The 21,683-nt window shown below is 45.4% G+C and carries 16 protein-coding genes; 7 read left to right on the forward strand and 9 right to left on the reverse strand.

Annotated elements, in window-relative coordinates:
* Nucleotides 1–64 precede the first annotated feature (64 nt).
* The 3 genes from EXM22_RS10965 to EXM22_RS10975 are packed head-to-tail and all read right to left on the reverse strand — an operon-like array spanning nucleotide 65 to nucleotide 3,889.
* Nucleotides 65–1,303: an MFS transporter gene (locus EXM22_RS10965; RefSeq protein ID WP_149486561.1), complete on the reverse strand. Its 1,239-nt coding sequence runs from the start codon at nucleotides 1,301–1,303 to the stop codon at nucleotides 65–67.
* Nucleotides 1,296–2,636 (reverse strand): sigma-54-dependent transcriptional regulator, encoded by a 1,341-nt coding sequence (locus tag EXM22_RS10970; protein WP_149486562.1) that lies wholly within the window; start codon nucleotides 2,634–2,636, stop codon nucleotides 1,296–1,298. Before EXM22_RS10970 ends, EXM22_RS10965 begins: the two co-directional genes overlap by 8 nt.
* Nucleotides 2,636–3,889: a sensor histidine kinase gene (locus EXM22_RS10975; protein ID WP_168203466.1), complete on the reverse strand. Its 1,254-nt coding sequence runs from the start codon at nucleotides 3,887–3,889 to the stop codon at nucleotides 2,636–2,638. Before EXM22_RS10975 ends, EXM22_RS10970 begins: the two co-directional genes overlap by 1 nt.
* A gap of 319 nt (nucleotides 3,890–4,208) precedes the next feature.
* Between EXM22_RS10975 and EXM22_RS10980 the strand changes: the two genes are divergently transcribed.
* Both EXM22_RS10980 and EXM22_RS10985 read left to right on the forward strand, forming a co-directional pair.
* Nucleotides 4,209–4,937, forward strand: coding sequence for a hypothetical protein (locus tag EXM22_RS10980; RefSeq protein WP_149486564.1), 729 nt, complete (start codon nucleotides 4,209–4,211; stop codon nucleotides 4,935–4,937).
* Between the two features lie 453 nt (nucleotides 4,938–5,390).
* Nucleotides 5,391–7,592 (forward strand): methyl-accepting chemotaxis protein, encoded by a 2,202-nt coding sequence (locus EXM22_RS10985; protein WP_149486565.1) that lies wholly within the window; start codon nucleotides 5,391–5,393, stop codon nucleotides 7,590–7,592.
* 84 nt (nucleotides 7,593–7,676) lie between these two features.
* Here the strand turns inward: EXM22_RS10985 and glmS are convergent, their stop codons facing one another.
* Both glmS and EXM22_RS10995 read right to left on the reverse strand, forming a co-directional pair.
* Nucleotides 7,677–9,506, reverse strand: a complete 1,830-nt coding sequence (gene glmS, locus EXM22_RS10990) for a glutamine--fructose-6-phosphate transaminase (isomerizing) (protein WP_149486566.1) — start codon at nucleotides 9,504–9,506, stop codon at nucleotides 7,677–7,679.
* An 88-nt stretch (nucleotides 9,507–9,594) separates the two neighbouring features.
* Entirely contained in the window at nucleotides 9,595–9,867 is a 273-nt protein-coding gene (locus EXM22_RS10995; protein WP_149486567.1) for a hypothetical protein, read from the reverse strand.
* 197 nt (nucleotides 9,868–10,064) lie between these two features.
* Between EXM22_RS10995 and EXM22_RS11000 the strand changes: the two genes are divergently transcribed.
* Nucleotides 10,065–11,180 carry an HD-GYP domain-containing protein gene (locus EXM22_RS11000; RefSeq protein WP_149486568.1) on the forward strand — a complete coding sequence of 372 codons (1,116 nt, stop codon included), beginning with the start codon at nucleotides 10,065–10,067 and terminating at the stop codon, nucleotides 11,178–11,180.
* The gene (locus tag EXM22_RS11005) at nucleotides 11,180–12,022 is read left to right on the forward strand and encodes a hypothetical protein (protein WP_149486569.1); all 843 of its coding nucleotides are present in this window, start codon (nucleotides 11,180–11,182) and stop codon (nucleotides 12,020–12,022) included. Before EXM22_RS11000 ends, EXM22_RS11005 begins: the two co-directional genes overlap by 1 nt.
* Here the strand turns inward: EXM22_RS11005 and EXM22_RS11010 are convergent.
* The 4 genes from EXM22_RS11010 to EXM22_RS11025 form a co-directional block, all read right to left on the reverse strand.
* Nucleotides 12,003–13,553 (reverse strand): OmpA family protein, encoded by a 1,551-nt coding sequence (locus tag EXM22_RS11010; RefSeq protein WP_149486570.1) that lies wholly within the window; start codon nucleotides 13,551–13,553, stop codon nucleotides 12,003–12,005. The two genes, EXM22_RS11005 and EXM22_RS11010, sit on opposite strands and share 20 nt — an antisense overlap.
* A gap of 5 nt (nucleotides 13,554–13,558) precedes the next feature.
* On the reverse strand, nucleotides 13,559–14,059 hold the full coding sequence (locus EXM22_RS11015) for a Rab family GTPase (protein WP_168203467.1): 501 nt from the start codon (nucleotides 14,057–14,059) through the stop codon (nucleotides 13,559–13,561).
* A gap of 153 nt (nucleotides 14,060–14,212) precedes the next feature.
* Entirely contained in the window at nucleotides 14,213–15,049 is an 837-nt protein-coding gene (kduI, locus tag EXM22_RS11020; protein WP_149486572.1) for a 5-dehydro-4-deoxy-D-glucuronate isomerase, read from the reverse strand.
* A gap of 85 nt (nucleotides 15,050–15,134) precedes the next feature.
* Entirely contained in the window at nucleotides 15,135–15,911 is a 777-nt protein-coding gene (locus EXM22_RS11025; protein ID WP_149486573.1) for an IclR family transcriptional regulator, read from the reverse strand.
* A 330-nt stretch (nucleotides 15,912–16,241) separates the two neighbouring features.
* On the opposite strand from EXM22_RS11025, the gene aceE reads away from it, so the two are divergent.
* From aceE to lpdA, 3 genes are read left to right on the forward strand one after another with little or no spacing between them, the layout of a single operon-like run.
* Nucleotides 16,242–18,896, forward strand: a complete 2,655-nt coding sequence (gene aceE, locus EXM22_RS11030; protein ID WP_149486574.1) for a pyruvate dehydrogenase (acetyl-transferring), homodimeric type — start codon at nucleotides 16,242–16,244, stop codon at nucleotides 18,894–18,896.
* 9 nt (nucleotides 18,897–18,905) lie between these two features.
* Complete coding sequence (locus tag EXM22_RS11035; RefSeq protein WP_149486575.1) at nucleotides 18,906–20,195, forward strand: 2-oxo acid dehydrogenase subunit E2; 1,290 nt, start codon at nucleotides 18,906–18,908, stop codon at nucleotides 20,193–20,195.
* 52 nt (nucleotides 20,196–20,247) lie between these two features.
* Nucleotides 20,248–21,666 carry a dihydrolipoyl dehydrogenase gene (lpdA, locus tag EXM22_RS11040; protein ID WP_149486576.1) on the forward strand — a complete coding sequence of 473 codons (1,419 nt, stop codon included), beginning with the start codon at nucleotides 20,248–20,250 and terminating at the stop codon, nucleotides 21,664–21,666.
* The last annotated feature ends 17 nt before the right edge of the window (nucleotides 21,667–21,683 follow it).

Consider the following 21,683-nt stretch of genomic DNA (forward strand, 5'->3'; position numbering starts at 1 on the left):
AGCAGGAACCATGCCAATTCATTAAAGGTTGTTTAGAGGCTCTCTTTAATGTAAAAAGGAAAATTTAGATGTGCAGATTTTTCACAGCTGTCGTTTTTTTCACAGCAGACTTGAGCTTTGAAAGCAGATTCAAAATACCATACCCGAACCCTAGGATAAGAACTGAGATCCCGACTCTGAAAAACAGCGTTCCTTCTGGAAGACGCGTGAGAATAGGTTGCAACAGCAATGGCGATAGGAATTGTCCTAAGAAAGCAGAGGCCGTCATGTATCCCAGAATCTGCCCCCGTGATTCGGGAATAGAAATATCCTGAAGCCAGACAGAGGTATTTGGAACGACCAAGCCGGTTCCCAGTCCGCAAAGAAGGATTCCTCCAAAAAGGCCTAAAAGACCGGGCTTCAAACCGATGAGAATAAATCCGGCACCCATCAGGACAAAGTAGAGGCCATAGATCATCACTGGCGAAAGTTGCCTTCTGATCTTATGATAAAAGGAGGCGGTGAAAAAACTTGCTAAATTCAGAAGGATCAGAATCCCTCCCATAAGAGAAGTACTGCTCCTGTTCTGCTGCTTTAGAACAAAGGGAAGCTGAGTATGGATCATAAGCAGAAAAATCATACAGAGAAAAACTGAAAGGTATATGAGGAGAATCAAACCAACAGGATTTCTTTTCCTTTTTGACTCTTCCAATACAGCTGGTTTTAATCGAGGTGGTTCCTTGAGAATAGCGGCGGCAGGAAGGATAAGGAATGAAAGAAGATAGACGAGGAATGGCGTTCTCCAGGAAATCTCTGCTAAAAAACCTGCTCCTCCCACAAAGATCATCCCACCCAGGCTGACAAAGGCCCCCTGAAGTCCTAACAATCTCCTTCGCCGATCTCCAGAATAGAAGTCTCCTATCAGAGCAGAGGCCATTGTAAAGGTTGTTCCCAGCCCCAGACCAAGGAGCCCCCGGCCAAGTAGAATCAAACGGATATCCTGAAGATAAAACCCCGAAGATCCGCCGATCCCGTAAATAATCAGTCCCCAAAAGAGTATTTTTTTTCTTCCCCATAAATCACTGAGTTTTCCAGTGAGAGGAGAGATAAGCGCTATGAAAAGTGTCGGCAGAGTCAGGGCCAGTTTCACAAGGATTTCCGCAGAGGGCAGACTGCGGAACTCTTCCGCCATCAGGGGTAGAGAGGATGTAATAACAGCACTGGTCACATAAAGGCTACTGGCAAAGAGAAGGACCACAGCGCCATGTTTTTGAGAATCAAAACCATCAGCCCTGTCCGAGTCCTGTTTTAAACCCTTATTCATCTAGCCCGTATTCTTTGATCTTATTGATGATGGTTCTCCGAGAAATACCCAGCTCTTTGGCGGCATGACTCCGGTTTCCTTCCCAACGATGCAAAGCGGCTAGAATAGAGTCCTTTTCCTGTTCTTTTAGAGTCCTTCCGCCATCAGTACTGAATCCCTCCGGGATTTGTGCTTTGGTGACGTTAATATCGGACAACTCCAACTCTTCTGCGGACAACACATCACCCTCGGCAAAAATCATAGCCCTTTCCAAAAGGTTTTCGAGTTCTCGGATATTCCCAGGGAAAGAGTAAGCATTCAGTTTCTCCCAGGCTTCTCGGCTCAGTGTCTCGACATGCATATCCATCTTACGATTCAGTTTTTCAAGCAGGAATCCGGTCAGCCTCGGTAAATCGTCCATTCTACTTCTGAGGGGAGGAATGGCAAGGCGGGCTACATTCAGGCGATAATAGAGGTCTTCACGGAATGATCCATCCTGGACCATCTCCTCTAGATTTCGGTTTGTGGCAGTAATAATACGGGAGTCAATGGTCAGATCTTTCAGGCCTCCCAGACGGCGGAAGCTTCTATCTTGAAGAACCCTCAACAGCTTTACCTGAAGATTCAAAGGCATCTCCCCGATTTCATCCAGAAAAAGGGATCCCCCCGAGGCAGTTTCCAACAAGCCCTGCTTCATCTTGTCTGCACCGGTAAAGGCTCCTTGTTCATACCCGAAAAGTTCACTTTCCAGGAGATTTTCGGGTACTCCTCCCACATTCAGGGCTACAAAGGGAGCGTCCTTTTGTTCTGACCAATCGTGAATCAGCCGGGCACTCACCTCTTTTCCCACACCGCTTTCCCCCGTGATAAGTACATTGGACTGAGTCCTGGCCACCCTTTTCATCCGGGTGTAAAGCTTCTCCGCTTCCGGCCCCTTACCAAGAAAGTAGAAATCATCCTCCAGATTCCTGCCCGACTTAAAGTTGTCTTCAAGATTGTGCATAGAATCCCAGAGTTTCAATTTTTCAATCAGCAGATCCGGTTCAAAGGGTTTCGTTATATAGTCTTCGGCTCCATTCTTCAGAGCAGAAACAGCATCCTCCACCTGACCGAAGGCGGAAATCATGATGACCGGAAGATCAAGGCCTGTCTCTTTCAGCCACTTCAACAACTCCAATCCATCCATTCCAGGCATTTTTAGATCAAAAATACCGGCATCATAAGGAGCCACTTCAAGCATCCTCTGAGCGGAAAGACCATTCTCAGCACAGCTGACCTCATATCCTTCCTGCTCCAGAATCATCTTCAGACTCTCCCGGATATTGATTTCATCATCCACAATCAAAATATGCATTATGAACCCTTTTCCAGGGGCAGTGAGACCCTGACCCTGGTTCCATTCTCAGGAGTAGATTCGATATTGACCGATCCCCCCGCACCCTGAGTATAGGAATGAACGATGGCCAGGCCCACGCCGGAGCCCTTTGATTTTGTTGTAAAAAAGGGATCAAAGATACGTTTCATATTTTCCCGGGGAATCCCCGCCCCCCCGTCAGACACGGTTATCACAGCATGGGAACCATTTCGTTCCAGGGTCAAAGAAATATCCGACTCCTCCGAACCGCTTTCCAGGGCGTTATTAAGAAGGTTATCCAGGATGGATTTCAGTCTTTCTGGATCAATCCTGACCATAAGCACCGGCGCATTCTCAATATCCGGAAGCTGTATTTCTTCTTTCCTCTTATCCAGAATCTGATAGACTTCATTCTTGAGATCCAAGAGGCTGGGAATCCCTCCAGGATGTCTTAAAAAATCACCGACCCGTTCTGTCATGGCCGCCAGGCGGGAGACCTCCTCATTGATGATCTTCAGAGAGGGGTCATGGAGAGTACAGCCCGAGCGTTTTATAATCGAGGTCTGCAAACGGATGCTGCTCAGAGGATTTTTCACCTCATGGGTCAATGTTCTGGCGGCTGTTCCCAACATGACCAGCCGTTCCTGAGACTCAATCTGATTCCGGTACTTCATATTTCTCAAATAGAGATTCCCCATATAAAGGAGGATGATCAGGATGAGTGCAGACACAAGAACAATCACAAGATTGTTCTTCCGCCGGAAAAGCATTACCGGGGCATCTGTTATTTCCATGTAGACATAGCGGATCATGGACTGTTTCTCATCTTCCGATTTACTACTGACCCTGTTGAACAGATTGGAATGAATGCCATCAATGAAAGCCTCATCACTGAGGACGGGTATAAAGGGATTCAGAAGATCCCGGTTCAGGACTATCGTATTCCGCTCACCACTGAAGTGAGGGCGGTTCTTCCCCTCATCCAACAATACTTTAGGGGCATTACCATAGAGGTAGAGAGGTTGTTTATAGAAATTATATAAACCTACACTGCTGATATCATCGGGAATATCCACCTTGTCGATTTCCCCTTCATTATAGGTATGATAGAGGTGGTTCAGAACTTTCTCATATTCCAGCAGATACTCAAACGTTTTCTGACGAGTCTGAGTGATCATAATCATTACAGTCATTGCCGTTAAAACAAGAAAAATCAGAGTGAGGATGAGATAGAGGAATCGCCGTTCGTTCATTATTTTTGAATTATACCCTGAACAGAGCTTCTGCATCAAACAGAAAGGCCAAAACAAGCCAGAAGAGACTGAATAAACCTCAAACAATCTAGTTTCCAAAGAACACCAACCTGATTAAACCGGACCGGACATTCAAACAAAAGATCTAAAATTGAGAGATCTACTCTTGCCGTAATTTGATGGACCATAAAGGTATACAGAACCAACTATAAATTACTTTCATTTACTATTATCATTGACGTCTTTGTGTTACCATCTTATTATAAGATATCGTCCGTTTGTTTTTAAAGAAAAAAATAGCCATTTTAGGAGATTGTTGATGAAAAAAACACTGTTTCTAATTCTGATTCTTGGTCTTGCTTTGATATCCTGCGATGATGCAACAACAGCGGGTGGAGATCTTCATGCCGGAGGAACCATCTCTATTCCGGGGGTAGAAGGAAAAACCGTGATAGTAGGAGTCTTTGAAGAGGGTGCGGATACAACAGTGATGGCCCCCATAGCAATGGTTGAATTGGTCATTACAGAAAATACTGCCTCCTACGATCTACCCAATGCAGAAGAAGGCATCTATGATATTTATGCCGTCATTGATATGGATGAAAGCAGCAGTTTTGATGAACCTGTCCCTGGTGATATGCTTGCTGTATCATTGGCTTATGAAGTGGGTGTTGATCCGGATATCGATTTTGTAGAATCTGATTTTACCTTTATAGGCAATGATAGTAGTGAAACTTTCTGTGTGTCAGGAGCTGTTATTCATAGTGGCGATGATGTAGATGGCAAAGATGTGATAATTTTTGATGAAGAGTCTGAACTCAGCTATAAGACCTATATGTCCGACGGTAAAGCCTATTACTCCTTTGGTACAGTTCCTGGGGAGAATTCCTACAATTTTACAGCAATCATCGATATGGATAATACAGCTGAATTTGAGGGAGGTGATTATGGAGACTATATGAATGTAGAGGAAGGAGTATTAGAAATTCTTGATACTAATGTGACTATCAACTTCAATAAAGACACTTTTCTTCTAGTGGAAAAATAACAAAACAAACTCAAGTTGCTTTCCATGCATTCCAGGATCTAATCTAGAATGTCCCCGCCACAGCCTCCCGGTGCCGGATGAAAGACGTAAAATCCTATTTCATTTTCTTCATCTGGCCTATGGTAGAACTTATCCATAATCGTCCTATCAGCTGGTTCTAAAAGTGGATATATGTACGAAATAAACGACGGACCATCCAATTCCGATCCATTCCTCACACTGTAAAAGTGGGTCCTTTGCGAGATTGAATCTCCCACAGATTCATAATAGATGAACCACAACGAATAAGTAAAATAGGCAGGAGATCAATAGCAAAGAAATTCGAACCATCTATGGATAAAAAGCTTTTCCACACAACACATTAGCTTCTTTAAAATGGTTTACATGTTCATTGTATTATATTTTTTAATATGATATTTATTTAACAATATATTTAAAAACACGGAGAATGTCATGAAACCCAAATCGAAGAAGAACCCGAGAAAGATCTCTTTTGCCACGCCGTTGATTGCCCTTTTTATCATTATTTTATCCACAGCCTTTGGTCTTCAGTCGTTTGTTGTATCCAACCATATGGAAGAAGAGATCAGATCAATACAAAAAGAAAATTTTATAAATATTACAAAATCACTTAAAGATCTTTTGGATATGGAACTAAAAGCAAATGAGAAGCAATTAGAGGCATATGCTACTTCAATAGGCCCAATTCTGTCTAACTCATTGTCTTCGGAAGAAATGAAGAAATCAATTGATGAACTGCTTGCCAATATCAAGTCGAGCAACCGGTTCTATGAAACCTTATTTATATCCAGTGATATGGGAAATATTGAATATTCTTCCGACTCATCAATCTTAGGAGCCGATATTACAGATCGTGAGTATTTCCAGGCCACCATATTAGCCGGCATGAATAACTATACGACCAATAAGGCCCTCAAGTCCAAAGCAACGGGGAATCTGGCAATAGTCCATGCCGTGCCAATTTTTGTTGGGAGCCAGAGAATAGGTCTTTTGGGAGCGTCTCTTAATCTAACAAAATTTGGAGATGAAATGATTCTCAAAAAGACCCTTGGTAAAACGGGATATCCCTATGTCATGGATAAACAGGGGATGATCATGATACACCCCGATGTAGCCTTTGTTGAGACTCAAGCTCAGGATTTGGATCCTGTATTTCAGACGGTAATAGACTCAGGTGATGAACTCATATACGACTCTTATTCACTAAATGGTGCACAGAAACAGGGGATATTTAGCCGGATGCCTAAGACTGGATGGGTTTTTGCTTTGGCGATTGAGGATTCCGAGGCATTTCAAAGCATCTTAATTCTCCGCCTTCTTTTAGGGGGTATTAGTGTTATCCTGATCATAGGAACCAGTGCCATTCTATTCTTTTATGTGAAAATTAGACTCATTCGAAAGCTCAATCATATCGAACAGATTATGTCTCAGGCATCCAAAGGAAATCTGGTAAAAAGAGGATCAGTAAAAGGAAGGGATGAGGTTGCCGGGATGACCCGTTATTTTAACAACTTCCTGGACACACTAAGCAACTTCTTCTTGAACCTTAGAGGGAGTTTGCAGGACCTAGATGAGGTGGGAATAGATCTTTCGTCAAATATGGAGGAGGCCGCAGCAGCTGTCCATCAGATCAAGAGTAATGTAGAAAACTCTCTGGTACAGATAAAAAAGCAGGAGGACAGCGTCTCTACCACGGTCGCAATTACAGAGAAGACGACTCAGAATATTGAATGCCTTGACCGCAATATTGAACATCAGGAGCAAACAATCCAACAAGGATCTACAGCGATTGAAGAGATGATCGCCCAGATAAAAACTGTATCCAAGTCTACCGAAGAGGCCGAACAGCTTATGTCTGTTCTCAACACATCCTCAAGCAAGGGGCGGAATAACCTCCAGAATGTCTCCAACCAGGTCAAGGATATTGAAGAACAGTCAAAGGACCTAAAAAAAGCCAATGACCTCATTGCTGGGATTGCTGCCCAGACGAACCTTCTTTCAATGAATGCCTCCATTGAAGCCGCCCATGCAGGAGATGCAGGTCGTGGTTTTGCTGTTGTTGCTGATGAAATCCGGAAACTGGCTGAGCAATCAACCCTGCAATCTGCTCAGGTAAAACAGACGATATCCAATATTTCCGAAAGCATTCAGAATGTTGTCAACGATTCAAACACGTCCAACCATTCCTTTGAAGAAATAATGGAAAATATGAAAAAAATGGGAGAGATTACTGTAGAGATAAAGTCTTCCATGCAGGAACAGGTTGCCGGAAGTACGCAGGTCCTTCAGACCCTTGAAGATCTTAAGAATTCGGGCCAGGAAGTTTCTTTAGGATCCAGAGATATGATGGCAGGCAATAAGGAAATACTGAAGGCTGTAGAAGCCTTGAAGCAGATATCCAGTGAAGTTTCCATGGCTATTAGGGAGATCGGAAACGGTATGAATGAAATCAACAGCTCTGTCCTAAACGTCACTGATATTGCAGAAAAAAACAGATCCAGTATTAATAATGTGCGCAATGAAGCAGCCCAATATCACCTGGAAGATCAAATGGATGAGAGTTTGAATGAAGAAGAGCCTCAATCTCATTCTGAGGGGACTGTCGATTTAGAAGAGGATACAGAAAAAGAGTAAAGGACTGCTCCTTTACCCGGCTCAATCATTGGAAGGATATCGAATTTCATAACGATATCCTTCCAATTCTGGTTTATGATAAAACTAGTCCGTCGTGACCGACTTAGCCAGATTCCGCGGTTGGTCAATATCCCGTCCCAGTGCCAGAGCCGTGTAATAACCCAGAAGCTGGCAGGGAATAATGGTCAGCAGGGGAGATAACAACGGATCTGAGTCAGGAACCACAAATAGCTTATCCGCTACCTTTCGCAGGCCGTCGTCTTCATAGTTGGAAATAACCAAGACTCTCCCATTACGAGCTCTAACTTCCTGAATATTGCTGATGGTTTTTTCCTGATAATCCCCTTTAGTACAAATGAAAACCGAAGGGATTTCCTCACTGATCAGAGCCAGGGGCCCATGTTTGAGGGAGCCCGCACTATAGGCTTCGGCGTGGATATAGCTCACCTCTTTGAGCTTGAGGGCGGCTTCCATGGCCACGGGAAAATTGATTCCCCGTCCCATATACAACACTGAATGGTGATTTTTGAGTTCATCCGCCATGGATATTATGTCTTCAGCCTTCTCCAGGATAGTTCTAATCTTATCGGGCAGAGCCAACAGCTCGCTCACCAGTTCCTTTCCTCGGTGCAATGAAATGTCTCTGGTTCTCCCAATCATCAGAGCCAAAAGGGCCAGGACTGTGACCTGGCTGGTAAAAGCCTTTGTGCTGGCTACGGAAATCTCCGATCCGGCATGAATGTAGGCTCCACCATCTGTCAAACGGGCCAACGTAGATCCTACGGCATTGAGAATGCCCAGGACACGGCCTCCCTTCTGTTTTATTTCCTGCACAGCTGCGATGGTATCACGAGTCTCTCCGGACTGGCTGATAGCCACAAAAACAGTATGCTTATCCACGATGGGGTTAATACCGCAGAGCTCGGAGGCATCGGAAACTTCCACGGGAATACGGGCTATGTCTTCAATGATATACTTACCGATCTCACCGGCATATTGAGCCGTTCCCATGGCAAGAATATGGATTTTGTGGATATCGTAAAAATCCCGCTTATTCATATTGAGACCTCCCAGTAAGGAAGTCCCATACTCTGTGAGCAAACGCCCTCCCTGCCCCATGGCACGAAAAACGGATTCGGGCTGCTCAAAGATTTCCTTCAAAAGGAAGTGGGAGTATCCCCGTTTGTCGTGACTGCCGGTATCCAGGTCCAGCTCTTCCACGCTCTTGTTGATCTGAATATTCTGGCGGTTGACAACCCGGTATTCATTCGTATTGAGTACCACCATCTCACCGTCTTCTATGAAGATGGCATTCTGGGTATACCCGGCAAAGGCCATGGCATCGGAAGCCAGAAACATTTCATCCTGGCCAACACCCACCACGAGGGGACTACCGTTTCGCGCTCCGATGATCATATCCGGAAAGCTCTTGAATAAAATCAGCATCCCATAGGTCCCATCCAAACGGTCCAGGGCCATGGAGACGGCTTTTTCGGGACCATGATCCAGGTAGGATTCGACCAGGTGGGCGACAACTTCCGAGTCTGTCTCACTCATAAAGACATTTCCCTTAGCTTCCAGTTCTTTTTTCAGGAGGGCAAAGTTGTCTATGATGCCGTTATGCACAACAGCGACGAGTCCCAGAGGTCCGCTGTGAGGATGGGCATTCGCCGTAGTCACCCCACCATGGGTGGCCCAGCGGGTATGCCCTATTCCGACTGTAGAGGATATCTTTTCGGTGATTTTGGCTTCCAGACGAGCCAGTTTGCCCTCTTCCTTGATTACTTTTATTTTTTTTCTATGGACAACCCCGATTCCCGAAGAGTCATACCCCCTGTATTCGAGTTGTTTCAGCCCCTTGAGCAATACAGGAACGGCTTCCCGGCTTCCCAGATATCCAACGATTCCACACATAATATTTCTCCAATTTCAAGTATTGATACGTACGAGATGACGAGACTCTTCTCGACACAGCCCTTCCCCCCAAGGCAGTGTCGAAGGGTCAGCCATAAATGATTCTTCTGATCTGCCTGATGGACAACTCGGAAGAAGCAAAACGTCGATGCTTCACTTCATCCTGTATCAGACTGTAAATTTCACTATTACTGAAACCTTCTTTCTGAAGTTCCCGGTGTCTCATGCCAATAAAATCATGAACTTTGAGGGAAAAATAATCTCCCAGGTCTTCCAGGAGATGATCCAGCAGGTCGGCACTGACAGGATAACTAGACAAGAGGTGATTTCTAAATTGATCATCCAGATTGATTTTCGCCATGCAGATCTCTTTTATACTATTCTTTACGTCATTTTCCAATATATTTTCGCCTATAGAGCAGTTATTTGCCCTATATCGGGCAAATATATCCATTTTTAACCAATTAAAATCTTTTACAGAGGATCATCTTCTTTTTCATCCGGCCCTTCTGTGAGCCTTCAGATTGACCTCTACTCTTTGACGATATAAAATCCAGTATGATTAATATTCTCAAGCATTTGAACATTTACTGGGAAAAGCTGGATTCATCCCTGATGATCCAACCTGAAAACAGGGATTTTTGGAATCTATTGGAGCAGGATATGCCCTCAGGACCAGTATCCATAGAGGACATATTTCCTGAAACCATCGGCGTTGAAGATGAGTTGAGAAACATCGTATCTAGCGGTTCAGGTACTTTTCATCTCCGTTACATCAAGCGGCAAAAGAATTTCATCCACCTGAACATTACTCCTGGTGAAGCTTCCCGGCATGCTGTCATAGCCATTGAAGATATTACGGAAGACTCGGTAAAACATCAGAGCATCACACAGAAAAAAAATGAAACATCCCTCTTAAAGCGGCAGCTAGAACTAAAAAATGAGGAGCTCAACAGGGCATACAGCAAACTGGATACGCTGATGAATACCATAAGGTCACAGAATCACCACCTGGAAACAGAAGTAAGAAGGCGGACAAAAGAGTTAAACGATTCCAGGTTTACCATTATCACCACTCTGGCCCAGGCTGCAGAATTTAGAGACATGGAAACAGGTGGACATATTTTCAGGATTGGCCGGTCCAGCGTCCTTTTGGGCAAGAAATATGGATTAACGAGCAAGGATTGTGAATCCCTCTTTTACTCCAGCCTGCTCCATGACCTTGGCAAGATAGGTATCCCCGATTCAATTCTCCTCAAACCGGGGCCACTGAATTCCCAGGAATGGGATCTAATGAGACAGCACACCACAATCGGCGCTTCCTTACTTTCCAATAGTGACCATCTTCTATTCTCATCTGCCAGGGATGTGGCCCTCTATCACCATGAAAAGTGGGACGGATCTGGATACCCGGCCGGACTTTCGGGGGAGCAGATACCTTTGATCGGAAGAATTTGCGCCATTGTTGACGTCTTCGATGCACTCATCTCTGCCAGACCATATAAAAAAGCCTTTTCTGTGGAATACGCCCTGAGTATCATTGAAAAAGGCTCCGGCAGTCATTTTGATCCCTCGTTGGTCAAGACTTTCAAGCTGGTACTCGATGATATTGTCAATTTACAGAATGATTCCATGGAAGAACTTGAGTTTCTGCTTCCTGATTTTGGTTCCTAATGGATACTAACCGGCTCATGAACCTGGAAGAAAAAATCCTATCCAGAATCAATTCATACAGCCTCATCATGTCTCTTGCCTCACCCGAAGACTCACAGACGATAGAAGATGCAAGAATCAAACATACCCAGGCGCTGAAGTATCCGGATTACGAAGGGATAAAGGCTGTGATTTCGCTCATAAAAGCCTATGCCCTGCTCTATGATGCAGGGGTATTCCCACCAGAAACGAAAAATCAAACAGCAGAACTTGTGGCGTATCTGATCTCTCTCATACCTCCCAAGAGAGAAACGGGCACCATACGGAAACGAAACATCAGTACATTGGGAGCCTCATTTATCAGGAACGGCTTCGGCATTCCCCTGTTCGGTCCTATGCGCCCCTCATCGCCCCCACAGAAAGGAGGTGTGATTCTAAACTGGTCCAGCTATGGAAAGGATGATCTTATTCTGATAACAGCGGCTCAACTGACTGGCAAAACACAGCTGCACTACAGGAACCTTGGAATTCAAATGGAATCTCAAACCAGATGGGTACTAATGCAGCTCAAGAAGAATACAAAAGAACCTGTATTTCAACCAAAGGAGGCCTGGTTGTCAGAGGCGGAACACTACTCCTTTAATCGATACAAACTCTCGCTGTCTTCCAAACCCGAGATCTGTCAGGAAATGTCTTCTGTGTTTGATCCCCTCGAGAACCAGTATGTTTACTATTTTTTACCTGAAGAAAATCTAAGGCTCAAAATGCTCAAGTACCTGAGCCGAACCTTGTCGGGAAGTTTTGGAATCCCATTGAGGGAGAGTGAAAAGACTGCTCAGGCATTCATTCAAAAATTACATTGAATGTGACACTTCTGTTTTTTAAGCGGTCTTCTTCATTTTTTTCTTCTTCCACAACAGGAGACCCGATCCCGACCCCCATAGGCAGGAGTTGTTCCTTAAAATCGGAAAGGTTCTCTTCCAAAAGAGAATAAACCATACCGGCCCGCTCCTGACTGACCTGAATACTATCCGCATCCTGAACGGAGCCGGCGCTATGGCCAACGATTTCGATGCGCACCTCAACTCCATGATCTTTAGAGAGTGTGAAAATCTGTTTGATCAGCTGAACAACACTGCTTAAAAGAGCCTGCTGATCATTGCGGAAAGTCCCGGAATCCTGCTCAAAGAACAGAATATACCCCTGCAGCTCCCGGGAGAGGTCCATCATTTCCTCAGGAATCCCTGTACCGGCACCCCTATTGATTGCGCCATAAAAAGGAGAGATGAATTCTTCCAGAATCAGATCATAACGGTTTAAATTGACCCCTTGAGACTGGGCAATACGATCTATAGACCGAGACCTTGAGTCCTGTAGGACTCGGAGTTCGTATCCTCTAAACTTTTTCATCTCTGAGGCAACAAGAATCCCCGGCTCTCTATTTAGCTCAGCGATGAACCCTCGATGAATCCTGGCAGACTGAAACATAAAAACACCAAGGATTGAAAATACTATAAATAGGAAAGAGAGAAGGATGATGGCATAGACTGGTTTTTTCTTTTCCGGTCCCATCCTGTTCACAAGACAGGGACGCAGCAAAGCTTCTTCCTCCTCGAAAGGGCCCGTATCTCCTGCAAAGGATGCGAGCTCTGCCGCAAGTTTCACATGCACGGCTTCTAGGGACGCGAGCATTCTGGAAGGCAAATCGGCATCTACCACTCCCTTGACAACAGCAGCAAGGATGGCCTGAGGCCCGTCTTCTATCAAAATTGTATATTCCCCGGTAGAGATGGTATGAACAGTTTCATCCCCCTCCAGAGCGAGGGAATCCTTAATATAATCCTGCACGGCCCGAAGCATGGACGCCACAATATCACTATCTGTGGGAAAGGAATCATCCATGGAAATATGATGTAGGAGCAGGCTTGATTTACGATGAATCAAAAGGACATGCTCCACCCTGTAAAGCATGGAATTTTTCATAACAATTTCCATGAAGGGAATGCCTGTTTTGATCGATTCAATCCGCCATGCCATCCGATTGTAGGAGAACATATTCTCCATACTGGTATTCAATGCGGTCATCATTTCACTCATCATCCTGTTTATGGCTTTTTTAATAGCCGTTCCAATGATGGGAAATAGGGCTGTCGAAAGTTTTTCAGGGTCTCTGGCAATGGAAAATGTGATGGCTTTTTCAGTGACTTCTACCATGGACTTCGAGACTCGGTTTTGAGGCTTCTCACCCAACATAACCGCTTCGGGAAGGATCTTACCAACGGCCTGAGCATCCAGCTCCGCCTGTTCCAGCTTCCGGGACAGTTTCTTCAGATTCTGTCTGTCATCGGGAGACAGAGCGTCCAGACGATCCTTGGGTATATCAGAGTATTTCATATGTCTTATAAACCAGTGACTTTTTCAGCAAGACTGAGAAACCCGGCCTCGACACCGTCTCCTGTCTTAGCACTCGTTTGAATAACCTCAATTCCATCTTGAATGAAGTCTGAATACTGGGATTCATCCAACTGCCATTTTTCGCTGAGATCATTTTTATTGAGGATTAGAATAGATGGAATATCTGAATACTCTCCCGCCAGTGATTGGTAAAGATTTTGAGCTGTCATTAGTGTTTCTGCCCTGGTGCCATCCGCAACAAGAAAATAGGCCGACATGCCTTTCAGATAGTTTTTTGAAAAATCATGAATCTCATCCTGACCTTCCAAATCCCAGATGAGCAGAGAAAGCTCTGTGCCGGAAGGCAAAATGAGTTCCTTCTTACTAATATGAACCCCTATAGTGGAGATATATTCTTCAGAGTATACATGTGAAACATACTGTCTTATCAGGCTGGTCTTACCGACACCGAAAGATCCCAGCAAACATATTTTTTTCTTAAGCAACGGACCGATCCTTTCAAGAACAGAATTTCTATCTCACAGCTATTTAATAATAATTCACATGTATTGAAGATTCAACGCCGAATAGAAAAGAGATTTGAATAAATAAGAATAGAAGAGTTGCCCCATGAGTGAAACAGGGCAACTCCGGAGGAACTATTTAAGGTCTTTCATATCCACAAAATCCATGTCGTTAAAGGTGATATTCTCGCCGCACATACCCCATATAAAGGTATAGTTGCTTGTTCCGACACCAGAATGAATGGACCAACTGGGAGAGATGACGGCCTGCTCGTTGGCCATGACAATATGCCGGGTTTCAGAAGGCTGTCCCATCAAATGAAAAACCCTGGTATCTTCTTTCATATCAAAATACATATAGGCCTCCATACGGCGTTCATGCGTATGACAGGGCATGGTATTCCAAACACTGCCCGGTTCCAGGATGGTCATTCCCATGACAAGCTGACAACTCTGACAAACTGCAGGATGAACAAACTGATTGATTGTTCTTTTATTCAGATTGGCATCGTCTCCCAACTCCACTTTGTTCGCTTTATCAAGATCAATGAGTACCGTTGGATAGCTATGATGAGCAGGAGTACTATTGATATAAAACTTAGCAGGGTTCTTCTTATCACTGCTTTTAAAAGAGACTTCCTTGATTCCCATGCCCACATAAGCACCTTCCCGGCTGCCCACACTGTGTTCGGTGCCATCTAAAATGAGAATGCCCTCACCTCCAATGTTAATGACACCCATTTCACGACGTTCCAGAAAAAAGTCCACTCCCATTTCCTTGCCGGCTTCTAGGGTCAATTTCTTTTTCGCAGGCATAATGCCTCCGACAATAATTCTGTCCACATGGGAATAAGTCAGCTGGACTTCATCTGCTACAAAAAGCGACTCAATGAGGTAGTGCTTCCTCAGCTCCTCAGTGGTATACTTTTTGGCATCCTCCGGATGATTCGCATACCTGATATCCATTTCCATAAAATCCTCCCCGCCGTTAATACGGCTAACTAATTACTTGTATTGATGATTTTAAGACTCCTAAGCAAAACTGAAAATGAGCCCTTCAACCTCCTGCAGGATGATCACCGGGTTTGTCAAATCCGAGCAGCCTTGAAAGCCGCAGACCTGCATCCATTAGGATTTCCCCCTCTTTGTTGACATCTCTGTGATCCGAATAGAGACCGGCCGCACTGATCCCGGCAACGGCACTACCGGAATGATCAAACACAGGAGCTCCCACACAAAATACAAAATCCAGAACTTCTCTGTCATCCAGAGAATATCCCCTCTGGCGTATAGCCTCCAAATCAATGATCAAATCTTCTTTATTCATAATAGTCCGCTTCGTTCTCCGCCGGAATTCCAGAGAATCCAGGAGGGGAGAAATTTGATTTTCCGGCAATTGCGACAGGATGGCCTTACCTAAAGCGGTACAATAAACATCCCCCCGGTTCCCGATGCTGGCAGTATGAATAGGGACATTCTGGGGTTCCTTTTTATAGAGATAAATGATCTGATTCCCATCGAGTAAGGCCAGAAAAACGGTCATATTCAAAAGAGTAGACGTCTCATCAATGATTGGGCGGGCCCTGGAAACAAAATCCATATTCCGGAGAAAACGGTTGCCGATGACAAAGGCCTGAACCCCCACCTGATACCGTATCTGACGGCCTTCAACAGACTGGATCATCGATTTCTCCAACAGCATCTGCACAATTTCATAGGCTGTAGTCTTGGGAATAGCCGTCTCATTCACAATCTCTTTGAGAGTAAGCCCTGTCTTTGATTCAGAAAGGAGGGTCAGTATGTCAACGGCTCTCACCACGCTGCGTTTCGTCACAAGAATAGTTTATTATTCCTATATCTGGAAATCAATTCGTATATACGGTTTTAATTCAATTAACCAACTCTTTCCCACAGATCCTCTTAGAAAAAGACTTCTCACCGGATTATTCTTTGAGATCGACCCTTTTAGGATGAAAAAAATTGATTTTCTCTACAAAACTACACATATACTAGTTTTTCAGTAGTACATTCATTATCTTTAATTTGCCTTCTACAAAAAATAATCCAAAATTTGAATAATGGATTAGAATGTATAAGGATTAAAGCAAGTTTAAAAATTTGTGATAGCAAGAACTAAAACAACATTACATCGAAAGAGGGAATAATGTCTGAATACTTAGATAATGACCCGGAAGAAACCCGGGAATGGTTGGAAGCACTTGAAGGAGTGATAGGAGTTGAGGGTACTGAAAAAGCACACTACCTGATTCAGAATCTCATCGATCAGGCAAGAAAAAGAGGGATAAAAGTACCCTATAGAGCCACGACACCCTATATCAATACATTGACCCCGGAAGAATCTGAAAAGATGCCGGGAAACACTCTAGTAGCTAGAGATGTAGCGTCATATATACGCTGGAACGCCATGGCCATGGTGGTCAAGGCAAATCGAAAAGATACAGGCCTCGGAGGTCACATAGCCAGTTTTGCCTCCAGTGCAGCTCTCTATGAAGTTGGATTTGACTTTTTCTTCAAAGGACCTAACGCACCAGGAAGAGAAGACCTTATATTCTTCCAGGGACACTCCTCTCCAGGTCTTTATGCCAGAGCCTTCGTTGAAGGACGCCTGAGCGAAGAACAGTTGGATCACTTTAGAGAAGAAACCGGTGGAAAAGGACTTTCATCCTATCCCCACCCCTGGCTGATGCCCGATTTCTGGCAATTTCCCACAGTCTCCATGGGTCTGGGTCCCATTCAGGCCATTTATCAGGCGCGGTTTATGAAATATATGGAAGCCAGAAGTCTGGCAGATCCGGAAGATCGGAAAGTATGGGCCTTCCTTGGAGATGGAGAGACTGACGAGCCCGAATCACAGGGGGCCATCAGCCTGGCAGCCCGTGAAAAACTGGACAACCTCATCTTTGTCATTAACTGTAACCTGCAGAGACTGGATGGACCGGTTCGGGGTAATGGCAAGATCATCCAGGAACTGGAAGGAAACTTCCGGGGCGCCGGATGGAATGTCATAAAAGTCATATGGGGAACCGAATGGGATGCCCTGCTGAGCAAAGATAAATCGGGGCTTCTCATAAAACGCATGAATGAATGTGTCGACGGAGAATACCAGGCATTCAAGGCACACGATGGAGCCTATATACGAGAGCATTTCTTCGGAAAATACCCAGAGACCCTTGAACTGGTCAAGGATATGACAGACGAAGAAATCTTCAAACTGAGCCGAGGGGGACACGACCCCAGAAAAATATACGCAGCCTATGCTTCGGCGGTCAAACACAAGGGTCAGCCCACGGTGATTCTGGCTAAAACAGTCAAGGGATTTGGAATGGGAGGAGCAGGGGAAGCAGCCAATACCTCCCACTCCCAGAAAAAGATGGACCTTGAATCATTGAAAGTCTTTCGGGACAGATTCAAGATTCCCCTCAAAGATGAGGAACTCTATGATCTGCCTTATCTGAAACCCGATGAAGACAGTAAGGAGATGAAGTATATCCGACAGACCAGGGAAGGCCTTGGCGGTTATTTACCCTCCAGAAACCAGACAGCAACAGCTCTAAAGTCAATCCCACTAGACAATTTTGCGGCCATCTTGAAAGGATCGGGAGACAAGGAAATGTCCACAACCATGGCTTTTGTCCGCCTCCTAAGCACCCTGGCCAGGGATAAAGAGATTGGAAAACAGATAGTCCCCATTGTTCCTGATGAAGCGAGGACCTTCGGTATGGAGGGTATGTTCCGCCAGTTAGGCATCTATGCACCTTACGGACAGCTCTATGAACCACAGGATTCAGACTCTGTGATGTGGTACAAGGAAGATAAAAAAGGACAGATACTGGAAGAAGGCATCAACGAAGCCGGGGCATTTTCCTCCTGGCTGGCCGCCGGTACAGCCTACTCCCATTATGGCATCAATATGGTTCCCTTCTATATATTCTATTCCATGTTTGGATTTCAAAGGATCGGAGATTTGGCCTGGATGGCAGGAGATATCAGAGCCAAAGGATTCTTACTGGGGGCAACCTCGGGACGGACCACCCTCAATGGTGAGGGACTGCAGCACCAGGATGGCCACAGCCATATTATGGCGGGAACAATACCAAGTTGTATGTCCTATGACCCATCCTTCTCATATGAACTAGCCGTGATCATCCAGGATGGAATGAAAAGGATGTATCAGGACGGTGAAAGTATTTTCTACTACATATCACTGATGAATGAGAACTATGTTCAGCCTGCCCTTCCAGAAGGAAGTGAAGAGGGCATACGCAAAGGGATGTACCTTTTTAAGAAAGCAGAAGGGAATTCCAAAAAAGTTCAACTCATGGGATCAGGCAGCATCTTCCAGGAAGTTATGGCTGCCGCCAAAATCCTCAAAGAGGAATGGAAAATCGATTCTGACATTTGGAGTATTCCCGGCATCAACCAACTTCACAGGGAAGGGGCAGATTGTGAACGTTACAATATGAATCATCCTGAAAAGAAGGCAAAGATTCCCTATGTAACAAAAGTCTTGAAAGGCCATGACGGACCTGTTGTCATAAGTACAGACTATATCCGGGCCTACCCCGAACAGATCCGGCGGCTCATACCCAACCAGACCATAATTCTGGGTACAGACGGATATGGCCGAAGTGATTCCAGAGAACAGCTGAGACGCTTTTTTGAAGTAGACAGATACTACATTGTACTGAATGCCCTGAAGGGGCTGGTCGATCAGGGAGACCTGAAAGCAGAAGTACTGAGCCAGGCCATTAAAAAATATGACCTGGATGCAAACAAACCCAACCCGATGTCGGTTTAAGGAAGAACAATGGCAGACTTAAGAGAAATTAAGATTCCCGACCTGGGATCGGATGATCCGGTTCCAGTAGCGGAAGTATTCATGACAATTGGCCAGGAGGTTGAAGCCGAAGAGCCCCTGCTGGCAATGGAAAGCGATAAGGCGGTAATGGAGATTCCCTCTCCCTTTGCCGGTGTTATCAAAGAGATAAAAGTCAAGGAAGGGGACATGCTGAAAACCGGCGATGTCATTGCCATGGCAGAGACCGCAGGAGAAGAAACACCTGCACCGCCCAGCGAAAAGCCCGAAGCTCCAGCCACGCCGGAACCCCAGAAGCCCTCTGTCCCGGAACCGCCCAAAGCACCGGTTCAACCAGAGAAATCTCACGAAACACCACCGGTTGCCGCCGTTGAAGCACCCCTTGGAAAGGTTCCTCATGCTTCTCCATCTATCCGCCGATTTGCCAGAGAACTAGGAGTCAGCCTGGCTTCTGTTCAAGGTAGCGCCCCCAAAGGCCGGGTGACCAAAGAAGATATCCAAAACTACGTGAAAAACCTGATTAAAACAGGTGGATCTGGAACAGGGACAGGACTCCCTTCTGCCGCATATGTTGATCCCTCCAAGTTTGGTTCGGTAAGAGAAGAAGAACTCACAAGAATCCAAAAGATTTCGGGTCCTCATCTCCATGCCAGCTGGGTCAATATTCCACATGTGACACAGTATGAACAAGCCGATATCACCTACTTGGAAACCTGGCGTAAAGAATTGAATCAGAAAGCTGATCAGGGCGTAAAATTCTCTGTTCTTGCCTTTGTAATCAAAGCACTTTACAAGGCAGTTGAAGAGTATCCACGGTTCAATTCTGTTTTAGACCCGGGAGGAGAAAAACTCTTCATCCGGAACTATTACAATATTGGAATTGCCGTAGACACCCCCCAGGGACTTCTCGTTCCGGTCATTCATGATGTAGACAAAATGAACCTGACTGAAATTGTCCTGGCGATTAAAGATCTGGCACTCAGGGGCCGTGACGGTCAGTTGAAGCCTGCAGATCTCCAGGGGGCTGGCATCTCTATTTCAAACCTGGGGGGTATCGGTGGAACTTCTTTCACACCGATCATCAATCCGCCGGAAGTAGCCATTTTAGGACTGTCACGGTCAACCATGCAGCCTGTGTGGAATGGAAGTGATTTCGAACCCCGCCTGATGCTGCCACTCAGTCTATCTTATGATCACAGAGTGATAGATGGGGCCATGGCGGCAAAGTTTATCCGTTACCTGGCAGACCTTCTTGAAGATATGAAGAAAATTTTGCTCTAAGGTCTCCCCCTTGGGGGAACCAATTATTGAATGAATGAGATTGGAGATAAAAATGTCTGATAAAAAAAATATACAGGTTGATACACTTGTCCTGGGCGGCGGCCCGGGTGGTTACACAGCCGCATTTAGAGCGGCAGATCTGGGTCAGTCAGTGGCTCTTGTCGAAAAACGGGGAATCCTTGGCGGGGTATGCCTGAATGAAGGTTGTATTCCATCCAAGTCTTTCCTTCACCTCGCCCAAATTATAAATGAAGCATCAGAAGCAGATCAATTCGGCATCAGTTATTCAAAGCCGACCTTGGATCTGGCAGGAATAAGAGGACACAGAGACAGGGTTGTGGGCAACCTGACCAAAGGTCTGGGAGCTCTGGCTAAACAGAGGAAAGTTCAAGTCCTTTATGGCAGCGGAACATTCACATCCTCTTCAACTCTGGATGTCACAGGGGATGAAACAGCCCAGGTAAGCTTCAAACAGGCAATTATCGCCACAGGGTCCCGGGTTGTCCAACTCCCCATGTTTCCCTTTGACGATCCCCGGGTTATGGATTCCACCGATGCTCTGGCACTCGATGAGATTCCCGGAACCCTTCTGATCGTAGGAGGCGGCATCATCGGGATGGAAATGGCCACCGTATACAGTGCCTTTGGATCTCAGGTATCTGTTGTGGAACTTATGGACCAGATCATTCCCCCTGCAGACACAGATCTGGTGAAGCCTCTGGCAAGGATGTATAAGAAAAAACTGAAAGCCATCTACACATCGGTCAAGGTCACTAAAGTTGAAACTAAAAAAGAGGGACTCCTTGTTTCTTTCGAAGGGAAAGGAGCGCCTCAGCCGACTCTCTATGACAGGATACTTGTTAGCATAGGGCGTAGACCCAACAGTGATGGCATTGGTCTGGAAGCCCTTGGAATAACACCCGATGAGAGGGGATTTATCACTGTCAATGAAAAAAGACAAACGGGAGTTGCCAATATCTATGCCATAGGCGACATTACAGGACAACCCATGCTGGCTCATAAAGCCGTTCATGAAGGTCGGGTTGCCGCCGAAGTCATATCAGGAGAACCGGCAGAATTCTCACCGGCCTGTATTCCCTCTGTCGCATACACAGACCCCGAAATTGCCTGGTCAGGTCTGACCGAAAAAGAAGCAGAAGCCAAGGGTATAGCCTACGAAAAGGGTGTTTTCCCCTGGGCAGCCAGTGGACGGTCTCTCAGCAATGGTCGGAATGAGGGAACGACAAAGGTTCTCTATGATCCCGAAACTAAAAGGGTACTGGGAGCTGGATTTTGCGGCAATAATGCGGGAGAACTGCTGGCGGAAGCCAACCTCGCCATTGAAATGGGTTCCGATCTGGAAGATGTCTCATTAACCATTCATGCCCATCCTACCCTCTCGGAGACCTTTGCTCTGGCGGCGGAAATGGCAGAAGGGACCATCACAGACCTGATGCCTCCTAAAAAATAGGGATTCAATTGAAAAAC

Source organism: Oceanispirochaeta crateris (assembly GCF_008329965.1).
Taxonomy (GTDB): Bacteria; Spirochaetota; Spirochaetia; order DSM-2461; family DSM-2461; genus Oceanispirochaeta; species Oceanispirochaeta crateris.

Coding starts and splice junctions, on each gene's coding strand:
- EXM22_RS10965 (WP_149486561.1), bottom strand. CDS start 1,303: ATGAATAAGGGTTTAAAACAGGACTCGGACAGGGCTGATGGTTTTGAT.
- EXM22_RS10970 (WP_149486562.1), bottom strand. CDS start 2,636: ATGCATATTTTGATTGTGGATGATGAAATCAATATCCGGGAGAGTCTG.
- EXM22_RS10975 (WP_168203466.1), bottom strand. CDS start 3,889: ATGAACGAACGGCGATTCCTCTATCTCATCCTCACTCTGATTTTTCTT.
- EXM22_RS10980 (WP_149486564.1), top strand. CDS start 4,209: ATGAAAAAAACACTGTTTCTAATTCTGATTCTTGGTCTTGCTTTGATA.
- EXM22_RS10985 (WP_149486565.1), top strand. CDS start 5,391: ATGAAACCCAAATCGAAGAAGAACCCGAGAAAGATCTCTTTTGCCACG.
- glmS (WP_149486566.1), bottom strand. CDS start 9,506: ATGTGTGGAATCGTTGGATATCTGGGAAGCCGGGAAGCCGTTCCTGTA.
- EXM22_RS10995 (WP_149486567.1), bottom strand. CDS start 9,867: ATGGCGAAAATCAATCTGGATGATCAATTTAGAAATCACCTCTTGTCT.
- EXM22_RS11000 (WP_149486568.1), top strand. CDS start 10,065: ATGATTAATATTCTCAAGCATTTGAACATTTACTGGGAAAAGCTGGAT.
- EXM22_RS11005 (WP_149486569.1), top strand. CDS start 11,180: ATGGATACTAACCGGCTCATGAACCTGGAAGAAAAAATCCTATCCAGA.
- EXM22_RS11010 (WP_149486570.1), bottom strand. CDS start 13,553: ATGAAATACTCTGATATACCCAAGGATCGTCTGGACGCTCTGTCTCCC.
- kduI (WP_149486572.1), bottom strand. CDS start 15,049: ATGGAAATGGATATCAGGTATGCGAATCATCCGGAGGATGCCAAAAAG.
- aceE (WP_149486574.1), top strand. CDS start 16,242: ATGTCTGAATACTTAGATAATGACCCGGAAGAAACCCGGGAATGGTTG.
- EXM22_RS11035 (WP_149486575.1), top strand. CDS start 18,906: ATGGCAGACTTAAGAGAAATTAAGATTCCCGACCTGGGATCGGATGAT.
- lpdA (WP_149486576.1), top strand. CDS start 20,248: ATGTCTGATAAAAAAAATATACAGGTTGATACACTTGTCCTGGGCGGC.